We start from the raw sequence: 12,718 nt of genomic DNA on the forward strand, positions 1-12,718 counted from the left end.
AGTGGGCCCCCCTTACCAGCTTCCAGACCCCTGCCGCTTCGCGGCCGCCCCCTGACTCAGGGGGCTTTCCTCCAGACCCGATCCCGTGGCTTGCCGGTAGATCCACGCCATGCGTGGATGGCAGACATCGAAAATGTCCGAAGGATCGGATTTTGACTTTCTGATCTTTCCCGTGGTGGATCGGCGGCAGAAATGTGTCGGGGGGCCGGGCGGGTGGGGCTGGCGGGGTATCCGCGCCATGGATGGCGCGGCTAAGCCTCCAGGGACGGATTCACGGCGTCCCCGCCAGCCCCATCCGCCCGGCCCACTCCCGGGAATCCAGGCTTTCGACGACCCAACACCCCACCACGGAGGGGCTCCGCCGTTGGCCGGCCAGGCCGAAGGCCCTCCCTCCGCGCGATACAATGCGTCTCATGAACACCCCACAGGATTCCAGCCTCGGTCGCGAGGTCAGTTACCCGTCGCAGTACGATCCCGGCCTGCTGTTTCCCATCCCGCGCAGCGGCGCCCGTGCCGAGATCGGCCTCGATGATGCCGCGCTGCCGTTCGTCGGCCACGACCGCTGGCATGCGTTCGAACTGAGCTGGCTCGACCCGCGTGGCAAGCCGCAGGTGGCCGTGGCCACCGTCCAGGTGCCCTGCACCTCGCCGCGGTTGATCGAGTCGAAGTCGTTCAAGCTCTACCTGAACTCCCTCAACAGCACCCGCATCGACAGCGCCGAGGCGCTGCGCTCGCGCATCGTGGCGGACCTGTCGGCCTGTGCCGGTGCGCCGGTCCAGGTCGAGTTCGGCCTGCCGGGTCTGCGCGAGACGCCGCTCGGCGAATCCATCGACGGGCTGGACGTGGAGATCGATTGCTACGGCCCGCCGCAGGCCGACTTCCTTGCCGCCGATGCGGGCGAGGTGGTGGAGGAGACCCTGGTTTCGGCGTTGCTGAAGTCCAACTGCCCGGTCACCGGCCAGCCGGACTGGGCCACGGTCAGCCTGCGTTACCGTGGGCCGAAGATCGACCGCGCCGGCCTGCTGCGCTATCTGGTCAGCTATCGCGAGCACGCCGAGTTCCACGAGCAGTGCGTCGAGCGGATCTTCAGCGAGGTGTCCGCGCGCTGCCAGCCGCACTGGCTCGAGGTTGAGGCCCGCTACACCCGCCGTGGTGGCCTGGACATCAACCCTTGGCGTGCCAGCCCCGGCATCGCCGCCCCGGCTGCGACCTACCGCGAGCTGCGGCAGTAACCGCCGCAGTCGGATACCCGTTGTGCCGGGCCATGCCCGGCGAGCGCCGGCCAGCGGACGGCACTACCGGGCGTCCATTCCCCCGATTGTTCAGCCGCCCCCGGGGGCGGCTTCACATCTGCACCATCCCCATTTAACAACCTCCATGGCACCGTGCGAACCACGTAGTCATGCAGACGGGAGTTGTGGATGAGTACCGAGAAGAAAGCCGATTTCTCCGGCGTCAGCAGCAGCGTCGACAGTACCGCCGAACAGGCACCGAAGGCGGACTTCTCCGGCGTCAGCGCTTCGGTGGACAGCACCGCAGACGTTGTCAGCGGCGGCACCTATACCGTGCAGAAGGGTGACTCGCTGTCGAAGATCGCCAAGCAGCATCTGGGCGACGCCAATGCCTGGAAGAAGATCTTCGAAGCCAACCGCGATGTGCTTGATGACCCGGACAAGATCTTCCCGGGCCAGACCCTGAAACTGCCGCCGAAGTAAGCCGGCCAGAGTGCCGTCCAACAATCCCTGGGAGGAACCCCGAATGATCAAGACCACCCCGCTCCAGACCGCCCTGATCGCCGCCCTGCTGGGCAGCGTCGCCCTGGTCGGTTGCAAGAAGAAAGAAGAGTCGACCGACAACAATGCCGCTCCGGCAGCGACTGCTCCGGCCGAACCGGCAGCACCGGCCCCGATGACCGGCGCGCCGCCGCCGATGGCCGAAGCTGCTGCAGTGAGCGTCTCGGCGGTCACCGTCGGCAAGACCGCAGCCGCCGACAAGTCGGTTGCGACGACGGCTTTGTTCGCGCCGAAGGACGACATCATCGTCTCGGTCAAGACCGACGGTGCTGCCAACAACGTCACCGTTGGCGCGAAGCTGACCTACCAGGACGGCCAGGTGGCCGGCGAACAGAATGCCACGCTGAACACCAGCGGTGCGGAAACCACCAACGTCACCTTCAAGAATGCAAAGGGCTGGCCGGCCGGCAAGTACCGCGCCGAAGTCACCGTCGATGGCAAGGCGGCCGGAACGCCGCAGGAGTTCGAGGTCAAGTAAGTCCAGCCGACTCTCTCCCGGCAGGGCTCACGATGGACGCAGCCGCGAGGCTGCGTCCTTTTTTGTTGGGCGATACCCGATCGAGGGGATCTCGGGTACGCTGAACGGAATATGGAAGCGTGGGAGGGATGGGACGCTCAACTGGATTGTTCTCACGCTGGCAATGGCGTCGACGGACGGTGAAGTAGTCACCTATGTTCATACGGATGCACTCGGGAGTCCGGTGGCTATTACGGACTCAAACGGGAAGGTGATCGAGAGATTCACATACGAGCCTTATGGCTCTGTCGTTGGAATCGCCGCGGCAGATGGTCCTGGTTACTCAGGCCATGTGTTTGATTCCACGACAGGTCTCAATTACATGCAGCAACGATATTACTCTCCCGAAATAGGTGCCTTTCTCAGTGTAGATCCCGTCGCTGCCTATGGTGGGAAGTCTTCCCTCTTCAACAGGTAGCGATACGCCAATAGCAGTCCTTACAACTTTGTCGATCCGGACGGCAGAGTTCCTGTAGTTACGCGGATGAAGGACGGTTCGGTGAAAATCAGCTTCCCAACAAAGTTTTCAGGGGATGGTGCGACACCCAAGAACATAGCGACCTTCAAAGAGCAGGTGGCGTCAATGTCAGGAACCTATGATATTGGCGGGAAGGAGACGCGCGTGACGGTCGAGGTCACTGACATTGAAAGAAGTACCCCGCGGGCCGCCCGTAATGAGATAAAGCTTGTCAACGGGGAAACCTCCCACCGCAGCGGACGTAGTTTTGCGGAGTTGGGCGGAAAGAAGGGCGAGATCAATGTCCTGGATAGATTTGACAAGGGTGTTGTTCCTCATGAAGTGTCACATCTTGGCGGTGTGGATGATCTCTATGACAAGACAACGGGGCTGCCCAACCCTGCACGCGGCGACGGAATCATGAATAGGGTTCCCGGTGTGGTTGACAGCCATACCATCGGTGGAATTGTGGACGGTGATTCGGCAGTTCAGAAACGGGAGCGTTGAGATGCTTGCACGCATTTTGGTTTTCTTCGCTTTCTTATTCCCGCTCACTTCGTGGGCCCAGGAATCTAGCCTGTGGAGCTACAGTTGTGACCACTTCCTATACGGCGCCTGTGTGCGGCTGCCGACAGGCATGTCCGTGACCTACGAGGCACCTGTTGACTTTGGTCTGCACCGCATCAGGCGTGATGGTAGGGAAGTCGCCTTGATCTACGAGGGCGATGCCCCCGAAAAGCCTGTGCCAGGAAGCACGCCGGATCTGCGCTTCACGGATGGCGGATATGTCGTGTCGGGGTATGCAAGGGCGGAAGGACCTTCCACCCGGTACGACGTCTACGTTCGACCCGGATCATCTGGCGCCGGCTCGCTGCACATCCGAGGCTCTGCAGCGACAGCAGATGAACTCGCCAGCCTGGCCGCCGTCGTTGGGGGATTCCGAATCTGCAACTTCCAGCAAAGCAAGCGCTCGCAGACATTGATCTGTCCAAGGCGTGCCGAGTGGGGGCAGGGATTGTCGGAGTGGGTCATGCGTGCCTCAACGAGCGGGAAGTCGAATTAGCCATCAAGCCTCAGCTTCCAGACCGGAAGCGAGCCAACGACGAAACACAGCGGTCCAGTACCGCCGCGTATGGCGTGGCTTTGCCCCGCGCGACTGAAAACGCGACAATGCAGGGGTTTCCCCGCCGCGCGCCCACCCTGACGGCGACGGGGGAAAGCGTGGGGCCCCGCCTCGCGCGCGACACGGTTGCACGTGGCCCGGCGCTGGCGCCGGCCTTCCCCTGAGCATTGCTACAGAGTCCAAGTCCCCCATGTCCAAGATCCTCTACACGCTGACCGACGAAGCACCGTTCCTGGCCACCCAGTCGCTGCTGCCGATCGTTGACGCCTACACCGCCACGGCCGGCATCGTGGTGGAAACCCGTGACATCTCGCTGTCCGGCCGCATCCTGTCGCAGTTCCCGGAACTGCTGTCCGACGCGCAGAAGGTCAGCGACGACCTGGCCGAGCTGGGCCAGCTGGCGACCACCCCGGACGCCAACATCATCAAGCTGCCGAACATTTCCGCCTCGGTGCCGCAGCTGAAGGCGGCCATCAAGGAACTGCAGGACCAGGGCTACCCGCTGCCGGATTACCCGGAAACCCCGGCCGACGACCAGCAGCGCGACTACAAGGCGCGCTACGACAAGGTCAAGGGCAGCGCGGTGAACCCGGTGCTGCGCGAAGGCAACTCCGACCGCCGTGCACCGCTGTCGGTGAAGAACTACGCGCGCAAGCACCCGCACCGCATGGGCGCCTGGTCGGCCGATTCGAAGTCGCACGTGGCGCACATGGCCGCCGGCGATTTCTACGGCAGCGAAAAGTCGGCCACCCTGGTCAACGCCGGTTCGCTGAAGATCACCTTCCACGGCAAGGACGGCAGCGCCGTCGTGCTGAAGGAAAAGACCGCGGTCAAGGCCGGCGAGATCGTCGACGCCGCCGTGATGAGCCGCAAGGCACTGGCCGCGTTCATCGGCGAGCAGATTGCCGATGCCAAGGCTCAGGGCGTGCTGTTCTCGCTGCACCTGAAGGCGACCATGATGAAGGTCTCCGACCCGATCATGTTCGGCGTGGCGGTCAATGAGTTCTACAAGGACGTGCTGGCCAAGCACGCCGACGTGCTCAAGCAGGCCGGTTTCGACGCCAACAACGGCATCGGTGACCTGGCTGCGCGCCTGCCGTCGCTGCCGGAAGCCACCCGTGCTGCGATCGAAGCCGACCTGGCTGCCGAGTACGCACAGCGCCCGGGCGTGGCCATGGTCAACTCGGACAAGGGCATCACCAACCTGCACGTGCCGAGCGACGTCATCGTCGACGCCTCGATGCCGGCGATGATCCGCGACTCCGGCAAGATGTGGAACGCCGAAGGCAAGCTGCAGGACACCAAGGCCGTCATTCCGGACCGCTGCTACGCCGGCGTGTACCAGGCCGTCATCGACGACTGCAAGGCGCACGGCGCCTTCGACCCGGCCACCATGGGTTCGGTGCCCAACGTCGGCCTGATGGCACAGAAGGCCGAGGAGTACGGCTCGCACGACAAGACCTTCCAGATCGCTGCCGATGGCGTGGTCAAGGTCACCGACGATGCCGGCACCGTGGTGTTCGAGCACGCCGTGGAAGCCGGTGACATCTGGCGCATGTGCCAGACCAAGGACGCGCCGATCCAGGACTGGGTCAAGCTGGCCGTCGAGCGTGCCCGCCTGAGCAGCACCCCGGCCGTGTTCTGGCTGGATGCCGCCCGCGCCCACGACGCGCAGGTCATCGCCAAGGTCGAGCAGTATCTGAAGGACCACGACACCAACGGCCTGGACATCCGCATCCTGCCGCCGGTGGAAGCGACCGCGTTCTCGCTGGACCGCATCCGCAAGGGCGAGGACACCATCTCGGTGACCGGCAACGTGCTGCGCGACTACCTGACCGACCTGTTCCCGATCATGGAGCTGGGCACCAGCGCCAAGATGCTGTCGATCGTGCCGCTGATGGCCGGTGGTGGCCTGTTCGAGACCGGCGCCGGTGGTTCGGCCCCGAAGCACGTGCAGCAGTTCGTCGAAGAGGACTACCTGCGCTGGGATTCGCTGGGTGAGTTCCTGGCCCTGGCCGCGTCGCTGGAACACCTGGGCAACCGCTATGACAACGCCGCCGCCCGCGTGCTGGCCAAGGCGCTGGACGAAGCCAACGGCCAGTTCCTGGACAACGACAAGTCGCCGTCGCGCAAGCTGGGTGGCATCGACAACCGTGGCAGCCACTTCTACATCGCCCTGTACTGGGCGCAGGCCCTGGCCGCGCAGGACGAGGATGCCGCGCTGAAGGCACGCTTCGCACCGCTGGCCAAGGCGCTGACCGACAACGAGCAGAAGATCGTCGACGAGCTGATCGCGGTGCAGGGCAAGGCCGTGGACATCGGTGGCTACTACCGCCCGGACCTGGCCAAGGCCAGCAAGGCGATGCGCCCGAGCGCGACCTTCAACGCCGCGCTGGAGCAGCTGCGCGGCTGATCCTGCGCCGTTCGGTGGTGACACTGGAACCCGCGCTTCGGCGCGGGTTTCTTTTTTGGCTCCGGGGTCAGATCCCTTTTGCATGGCAAAAGGGATCCGACCCCTGGCGATGAAAACCGTGACATCCGTCAGCTGTCGGACTGCCGTCAACGGGGCATGAAACTTGCCCGCGATGGCTGTCGCAGAACCGACAGAAGGGGGTGTGCAAGCGCCTTCAATCTGAGCAGTCGATCACGACGGTCTTCGTCGGCAATATCCTAGCCTTGGCGACGCGAGACCACCGGGGAGGTGGTCGCCCGGGGAACACGGATGGCACGCGTGCTGGTGGTGGGAACCGATATCCAGGGCGAGCAGGCCCTGCTGCAACGGCTGCGCCTGGCGTCGGCACTGCCGGACGGCCACGTCCGGCGCAGCCAGGACCTGGACGACTGCGACCTGCTGGTCATCCGCGATACCCCGGCACTGCGCAACGCGGCCCAGCGCATGCGCCAGCAGCGACCGCGCCTGCAATGCTGGATCGAGGACAACGGCGGCCAACTGCGCGACGGCGACGGACACCAGGATGTGCTCGACGACGGTGCCATCGGCCGCGCGCTGCGTCGCATGCAGTTGGCACCGGAGCCCCTGGCCATGCCCGCACCCGCGCTGATACGTCTGGCCGATGGCGCACACGCCATTACCCGCCTGCTGCGCGAGCGGTTGCCGCTGCGCCATGGCCAGGCACTGTTGAGTGATGCGGGCGAACCTTTGCTATTGATGGATCTGGAGCACGACCAGGCCGTGCTGTTGCAGGAACCTGCGAGCGCAGTGGTGGAGCGCCTGGCCGATGCTTTCGAACGCCTGCAGCTGGATGCACTGACGCCAATGCGCCTGCAGGCGCTGGCTGGTGAGCGACCACGCCAGCCGCTGCGGCCGCTGTTGTGGCAATGGGCGCAACGCAGCCGCCACTGGCAGGCACTGGACGAACGCCTGCGCGGGGCTTCGGTGAAGCTGCTGCGCTGGCCGGATTTCCGCGTACTGGGACACGACCACGATGGATTCCGCCTGTGCTCGTTGCTGCTCAAGCGCGCGTGCACGGTTGAAGAATGCGCGATGCTGCTTGAGCTGCCGGCGGCGGCCGTTCGCGATTTCATCCACGCGGCCTACCTGTGTGGCTACGCGCAGCTGCAGGCCGCCCCGGCGGCGCCGATGATGGCGACCGGTGGCACCCGCACCGACAACGGACTGCTTGCCCGCCTGTGGCGGCACCTGCGCGGGAGTGAGCGCAATGCGTGAGCACAAGGTGGTCGTGCTCGGTGGCATGGGCAGCGGCAAGTCGACACTCGTGCGCAGCATCGCGGCCGGCGCGGTGATCGACACCGATGTGGCCAACAGTGATCGCCTCGGTGCCGACAAGGCCTCCACCACCGTCGCGCTGGACTACGCAGACATCGACCTGCCCAACGGAGAACGCCTGCGTCTGTACGGAACGCCCGGCCAGCAGCGTTTCGATTTCCTGTGGCCGATCCTGCTGCAGGGTGCACGGGGCGCGGTGCTGCTGCTGGACGCACGTCGCGCCGGCATTGCCAGCGAGCTGCAGGACTACCTGCAGGTGCTGCAGCCGTTCGCATCATCCCTGGTACTGGTCGTGGCCGTCACCCACCTGGACCAGGCACCACAGGCGGCGCTGGATGACTGGGCCACGCACGCCTGCCTCGACGACCAGCCGCTGCCGTTGCTGGCCGTCGATGCCCGTGACCGCGAACAGGGACTGCTGCTGATGGATGTACTGATGAGCGAAATGGAAGCGCACGCACTGGTGGCCGCGTATGGGTGACGGGCAGATGGCGGTACTGCCCGATGCGGGCCAGCGTGAGCGCCTGCAGCCGCTGCTGCAGGACCTGCAGCAGCGGGTGGAAGGCGTGCGCACGGTGGTGCTGGCCAGCGTCGATGGCTTTGCCCTGGTCAGCGCCGGTGCCGACGGGCGCGGCGAACGGCTGGCGGCGATGACCAGCGCGATGCTGGCGTTGGCCGCAGCGGTGGGGCGCGAACTGGTGCTGGGCGATCTGCAGACGCTGATGCTGGAAGCGATGGGCGGGAAGGTGCTGATGCTGGCAATCCAGGCCGAAGGGCGTGCGCCGCTGCTGCTGATGGCGGCCTGCGACCAGCGCAGCGTGATCGGCCAGGTGCTGTGGCAGAGCAGGGAATGTGGCCAGGCGATCCTGGCCGAACTCGGCGGATCGTGAGCCCGGCCGCAGGGGAACGAGGGGCTCGAACCAACATCGACAAGGGGTGCGACGTGGCTGGATTGAATGAATCGTTGAACGCACTGATGGGCATCGACGGCGCGCAGGCAGTGGCGCTGGTCGACTACGAAAGCGGCATGCTGCTGGGCGAAGCCGGTGCCGGCATGGACATGGAAGTGGCCGCCGCCGGCAACACCGAAGTGATCCGGGCCAAGATGAAGACCGCTGCCTCGTTGAACCTCAATGACAGCATCGAGGATATCCTGATCTCGCTGGGCAAGGCGTACCACATCATGCGACCGGTCGCGAAGAAGAAGGGACTGTTCTTCTACATCGTGCTGGACCGGACCAAGTCCAACCTTGCGCTGGCCCGGCGCAAGGTGCAGGACGTGGAGGCCGAACTGGCGATCTGAGCCATCTGCTCCTGTAGAGCCGGGCCATGCTCGGCTGCTTTCAGCCGAAGCAGCCGAGCGCGTTCGGCGCTGCTTTCACTGCGGTGGAAGCAGCAGCGTGGTCACGAACGAAAGCGCTTCGCTGTCGCGCTTGGCGAAGTACGTCTGCGCCTTCTGGGGCAGCCACACTTCGTTGAAATGGCGGCGGAAATCCTCGTAGAACTCGTTGGGATACAGCTTGGCCTGCACCGTCCGGCCGTCCGGGTAGGCGTGGTCATACGTGGGCAGTGCGTCGGTGTTGACGCCGCGATGATCCCTCAGCCATTTGCAGAACAGGCGGCCTTCGGAGATGTCCGGCACCAGCGCCTGCGGGAGCGTATAGCCTGCCTGCTCCAGCGGTGCGATCAGGTTCAATGTCAGCTCGTTGAGCATCGAAAAATGGGTATACGGCACCTTCGCACGGTTCTGCATGTAGCGATCGATGTGTACGGGGAGCAACGCATTGGCGCGACCCTGCTGCCATTCCACCACCCACTGCGAGACCTTCACTGCGAACTTGCGCGACAGCCACTGGCCGAGGTTGATGGCCAGATAGGGATGGATCCAGGTGCCCTGCATGGTCGGATTCCCGCCGGAGACCACGTGGATCAGTTCATGCTCGGCCAGACCGGTCTGGACGGTAAGCTCCTGCAGGAACTCCTCCGTCGATTTCAGCGCCCGGTAATCGGACCAGCGCTTGTTGACGGACTGGCAGAGGGCGGTTGCGCTGATGTAGCCATCGCGGGCACGCTGCGGGATCACGTTGCCTTCTTCCACGCGTGGGATAAAGGTCATTTGCTGCATGCGTCACCTCGTGCCGTGGTTGGGCCTGAAAGGGTAGGCAGCAGAGGGGCACCGGGTCTGTAGGAATCGTTGCGTTTGTTGCGGCGCGTAGCGACGCCGTTCCTGTAGAGCCAAGCCGACGCTTGGCTGTTCTTCGGGCAGATTGCGGTGAACCAAGCCGAGCATGGGCTCGGCCCTACACAAGCCACCCCACGCCAGCGTATGGTGAAGCCGGTCCTCCCGGCTGAGTCCTGCATGTCCGAGCCTGATATCGATGCCGAGCTGGCGTCGCGCATCGCTGGTGCCATCCACGCTGGCTTCGAGCAGTACCACGCCCGCTTTGCGGCGATCACCGCCCGCGCGCGGCAGCGTTTCGAGCAGCGCGACTGGGCGGGCGCGCGCCGGGATGCAGTCGAGCGCATCGCGTTGTACGACCTGTGCATTGCCGAACAGATGGATGCACTGCGGCGCCTTGCCGGCGAAGCGGTCGGGGAGCGCGCACTGTGGCTGCAGGTGCATGCACGCTACAGCGAATTGCTGCGGGGGCTGATCGACGCCGAACTGTACAAGACGTTCTACAACACCCTGTCGCGGCGCTTGTTCTCCACCCGTGGCGTGGACCCGGCGCTGGAGTTCATCGCCTTTGACGTCGAGCCGTCCGATGCGATCACCCATCCGGTCGCGCGGCATACCTACGCGGTTTCACCGACGCGGCCGGTGGAGGCCCTGCAGCGCGTGTTGGCCGATTACCGCTTCGACATTCCGTATGCGCACCAGTTGCGCTGCGCGGCGGCCATCGCCGTGCGCCTGCAGGATGATCTGGCCCACTGGGGCGATACGCCGGTGCGCAGCATCGAGCTGCTGGACACCGTGTTCTATCGCGAGCGCCGTGCCTACCTGGTGGGCCGCGTGTTCGGCGAGCACCGCTTCTCACCCTGCGTGATCGCGCTGGTCAACGATGAGCGTGGACTGCGTGCCGACGCGGTGCTCACCCGGCGCCGCGACGTCGCCCACCTGTTCGGCGTGTCGCGCAGCTATTTCCAGGCCGACCTTGCCACGGTGGGCGATGCGGTGGTGTTCCTGCGCAGCCTGCTGCCAGGCAAGCCCATCGATGAGATCTACACCGTTCTGGGCCGTGCCAAGCAAGGCAAGACCGAGCGCTACCGGACCTTCTTCCGCCACTTCAACGAACATCCGCAGGAGCGGCTGGTGCCCGCCGAAGGAACACCTGGCATGGTCATGGCGGTGTTCACCCTGCCCAGCTATCCGCTGGTGTTCAAGCTGATCCGCGACCGCTTCGCCTGGCCCAAGGCGATGTCGCGGCAGCAGGTGGAAGAGAAGTACGCGCTGGTGTTCAACCTCGACCGCGTCGGCCGCCTGCTCGATGCGCAGCCGTATCGCCACCTGCGCTTCCCGCGCGACCGCTTCGCACCGGCCTTGCTGGAGGAGTTGCTGCAGCAATGCGCGCAGACCGTGCGGGTCGATGGCGACCATGTGGAAGTCGCACTGTGCTACGTACAGCGTCGTTTCCGTCCATTGAACCTGTACCTGCGCGAGCAGGGGGGCGAGGCGGTGCGCGCAGCGGTACTCGACTACGCGCAGGCGATCACCGACATGGCGCGCAACAACATCTTCCCCGGCGACATGCTGCCGAAGAACTTCGGCGTATCGCGGCATGGCCGGGCAGTCTTCTACGACTACGACGAGCTGTGCCTGGTCAGCGACTGCGTGTTCCGCGCCTGGCCGCAGCCGCGTACGCCGGAGGAAGCCATGGCCGATGAACCCTGGTTCCATGTCGGTCCACGCGACGTGTTTCCCGAGCGCTTCGGCCCGTTCATGTGCCTGCCCGCCAGCGAACTGGCGGCAGTGCGGGAACACTACCGGCACCTGTTCGATCCTGCGTGGTGGCAGGGCCTGCAGGTGCGCTTCGCCGCAGGTGATTATCCGGATACGCCGCCCTACGCGGCGGCCCATCGCCTGGCCTGAACGGCGTGGCGTGAAGCGCGTGCCGGTCCGGTCTGGACTGCGGTACGCTCGGTGCTCACTTCATCACCACGGATCCGGCAATGATGCGTTCCCCCCTGTTCCTTGCCCTGGCCCTGGCGTTCTCCGCCGGTGCCCCCCTGCTGCCAGCCGATGCCGTCGCCCAGAACGCGCGCGCCGTGCGTGCCACCGCCGAGATGAGCATGGCGCTGTCGGGCAGTATCGACGTGGCGGCCGATGGTTCGGTCAGCGCGCTGGTCCTGGACCAGCAGGCGATGCTCGCACCGGGTATCGCCTCATTCGTGGAGGGCACCATCCGTGGCTGGCAGTTCGAGCCGACGCTGCGCGATGGCAAGCCGGTGGCGGTCCACGCACCACTGCGGGTGCGCCTGCGTGGCAAGCAGCAGGAGGACGGCAGCTACCAGGTCAGCATGACCAGTGTCGACTTCAGTGAGTATGACCCGAAGGCTACCGATTCGGTGACCCGGAAGAGCATGCCGCCACCGCGCTACCCCGAGGATGTCTTCCGCAGTGGTGGGCAGGGTGATGTGCTGTTGCTGGTCAAGGTAGCCCGCGATGGGACCGTGGCCGACGTCATTGCCGAACAGGTGAACATGACCGTGGTCGCGCCGGAGCGGACCCTGGCCAAGATGCGCGACCTGCTCGCCAAGGCCAGCATCAGCGGCGCGCGCAAGTGGACCTTCGTCCCGCCGACCACCGGCGAGAACAGCACGCGCGACTTCTGGACCGTGCGCGTGTTGGTGAACTTCGCCCTGAACAGCGACACCGGCAGCAACGGCAATGCCCAACCTGAGCACTATGGCCGCTGGCGTGCCTTCATCCCCGGCCCGCGCCAGGCCGCACCGTGGCGCAAGCCGGATGCCGTCGAACAGGCGGGCAGTGATCTGCTGCCGGCCGGGGGCGTGTACATGGTCGATGGCACCCAGCGCGGCCTGCGCCTGCTGACACCGTTGGCGCAGCGCTGAGCCCGGC

The 12,718-nt window shown here is 65.2% G+C and carries 13 protein-coding genes; 12 read left to right on the plus strand and 1 reads right to left on the minus strand.

Annotated elements, in window-relative coordinates; translation table 11 throughout:
- Positions 1-413 precede the first annotated feature (413 nt).
- The 10 genes from queF to AC2A1N_RS03650 all read left to right on the plus strand — a co-directional run bounded on the left by queF (position 414) and on the right by AC2A1N_RS03650 (position 8,941).
- Positions 414-1,232 carry an NADPH-dependent 7-cyano-7-deazaguanine reductase QueF gene (gene queF, locus AC2A1N_RS03605; protein WP_061478185.1) on the plus strand — a complete coding sequence of 273 codons (819 nt, stop codon included), beginning with the start codon at positions 414-416 and terminating at the stop codon, positions 1,230-1,232.
- 189 nt (positions 1,233-1,421) lie between these two features.
- Complete coding sequence (locus tag AC2A1N_RS03610) at positions 1,422-1,715, plus strand: LysM peptidoglycan-binding domain-containing protein (RefSeq protein WP_049410686.1); 294 nt, start codon at positions 1,422-1,424, stop codon at positions 1,713-1,715.
- A gap of 43 nt (positions 1,716-1,758) precedes the next feature.
- Positions 1,759-2,271, plus strand: coding sequence for a hypothetical protein (locus AC2A1N_RS03615; RefSeq protein WP_019336714.1), 513 nt, complete (start codon positions 1,759-1,761; stop codon positions 2,269-2,271).
- 163 nt (positions 2,272-2,434) lie between these two features.
- Entirely contained in the window at positions 2,435-2,728 is a 294-nt protein-coding gene (locus AC2A1N_RS03620) for an RHS repeat-associated core domain-containing protein (protein ID WP_242889911.1), read from the plus strand.
- Between the two features lie 81 nt (positions 2,729-2,809).
- Complete coding sequence (locus AC2A1N_RS03625) at positions 2,810-3,274, plus strand: hypothetical protein (RefSeq protein ID WP_242889913.1); 465 nt, start codon at positions 2,810-2,812, stop codon at positions 3,272-3,274.
- A gap of 806 nt (positions 3,275-4,080) precedes the next feature.
- Complete coding sequence (locus tag AC2A1N_RS03630; RefSeq protein ID WP_154351514.1) at positions 4,081-6,303, plus strand: NADP-dependent isocitrate dehydrogenase; 2,223 nt, start codon at positions 4,081-4,083, stop codon at positions 6,301-6,303.
- Positions 6,304-6,612: 309 nt separating this feature from the next.
- Positions 6,613-7,578 carry a hypothetical protein gene (locus AC2A1N_RS03635; RefSeq protein WP_061478182.1) on the plus strand — a complete coding sequence of 322 codons (966 nt, stop codon included), beginning with the start codon at positions 6,613-6,615 and terminating at the stop codon, positions 7,576-7,578.
- Positions 7,571-8,119 (plus strand): GTP-binding protein, encoded by a 549-nt coding sequence (locus AC2A1N_RS03640; RefSeq protein ID WP_242889915.1) that lies wholly within the window; start codon positions 7,571-7,573, stop codon positions 8,117-8,119. Before AC2A1N_RS03635 ends, AC2A1N_RS03640 begins: the two co-directional genes overlap by 8 nt.
- Entirely contained in the window at positions 8,112-8,528 is a 417-nt protein-coding gene (locus AC2A1N_RS03645; protein WP_061478181.1) for a roadblock/LC7 domain-containing protein, read from the plus strand. Before AC2A1N_RS03640 ends, AC2A1N_RS03645 begins: the two co-directional genes overlap by 8 nt.
- A gap of 53 nt (positions 8,529-8,581) precedes the next feature.
- A complete protein-coding gene (locus AC2A1N_RS03650; protein ID WP_005419760.1) occupies positions 8,582-8,941 on the plus strand; it encodes a hypothetical protein in 360 nt (119 codons plus the stop codon).
- A gap of 75 nt (positions 8,942-9,016) precedes the next feature.
- On the opposite strand, the gene AC2A1N_RS03655 is transcribed toward AC2A1N_RS03650, so the two are convergent.
- Complete coding sequence (locus AC2A1N_RS03655; RefSeq protein WP_229298487.1) at positions 9,017-9,754, minus strand: KilA-N domain-containing protein; 738 nt, start codon at positions 9,752-9,754, stop codon at positions 9,017-9,019.
- 243 nt (positions 9,755-9,997) lie between these two features.
- Here AC2A1N_RS03655 and aceK point away from each other — a divergent pair, with 243 nt between their 5' ends.
- On the plus strand, positions 9,998-11,728 hold the full coding sequence (aceK, locus tag AC2A1N_RS03660; protein ID WP_242889917.1) for a bifunctional isocitrate dehydrogenase kinase/phosphatase: 1,731 nt from the start codon (positions 9,998-10,000) through the stop codon (positions 11,726-11,728).
- 80 nt (positions 11,729-11,808) lie between these two features.
- Positions 11,809-12,711, plus strand: coding sequence for an energy transducer TonB (locus AC2A1N_RS03665; RefSeq protein ID WP_242889919.1), 903 nt, complete (start codon positions 11,809-11,811; stop codon positions 12,709-12,711).
- The last annotated feature ends 7 nt before the right edge of the window (positions 12,712-12,718 follow it).

The sequence above is a fragment of the Stenotrophomonas maltophilia group sp. SKK55 genome, from assembly GCF_057179845.1.

Coding starts and splice junctions, on each gene's coding strand:
- AC2A1N_RS03665 (WP_242889919.1), top strand. CDS start 11,809: ATGATGCGTTCCCCCCTGTTCCTTGCCCTGGCCCTGGCGTTCTCCGCC.
- AC2A1N_RS03645 (WP_061478181.1), top strand. CDS start 8,112: ATGGGTGACGGGCAGATGGCGGTACTGCCCGATGCGGGCCAGCGTGAG.
- AC2A1N_RS03610 (WP_049410686.1), top strand. CDS start 1,422: ATGAGTACCGAGAAGAAAGCCGATTTCTCCGGCGTCAGCAGCAGCGTC.
- AC2A1N_RS03640 (WP_242889915.1), top strand. CDS start 7,571: ATGCGTGAGCACAAGGTGGTCGTGCTCGGTGGCATGGGCAGCGGCAAG.
- AC2A1N_RS03630 (WP_154351514.1), top strand. CDS start 4,081: ATGTCCAAGATCCTCTACACGCTGACCGACGAAGCACCGTTCCTGGCC.
- aceK (WP_242889917.1), top strand. CDS start 9,998: ATGTCCGAGCCTGATATCGATGCCGAGCTGGCGTCGCGCATCGCTGGT.
- AC2A1N_RS03620 (WP_242889911.1), top strand. CDS start 2,435: ATGGCGTCGACGGACGGTGAAGTAGTCACCTATGTTCATACGGATGCA.
- queF (WP_061478185.1), top strand. CDS start 414: ATGAACACCCCACAGGATTCCAGCCTCGGTCGCGAGGTCAGTTACCCG.
- AC2A1N_RS03615 (WP_019336714.1), top strand. CDS start 1,759: ATGATCAAGACCACCCCGCTCCAGACCGCCCTGATCGCCGCCCTGCTG.
- AC2A1N_RS03635 (WP_061478182.1), top strand. CDS start 6,613: ATGGCACGCGTGCTGGTGGTGGGAACCGATATCCAGGGCGAGCAGGCC.
- AC2A1N_RS03655 (WP_229298487.1), bottom strand. CDS start 9,754: ATGACCTTTATCCCACGCGTGGAAGAAGGCAACGTGATCCCGCAGCGT.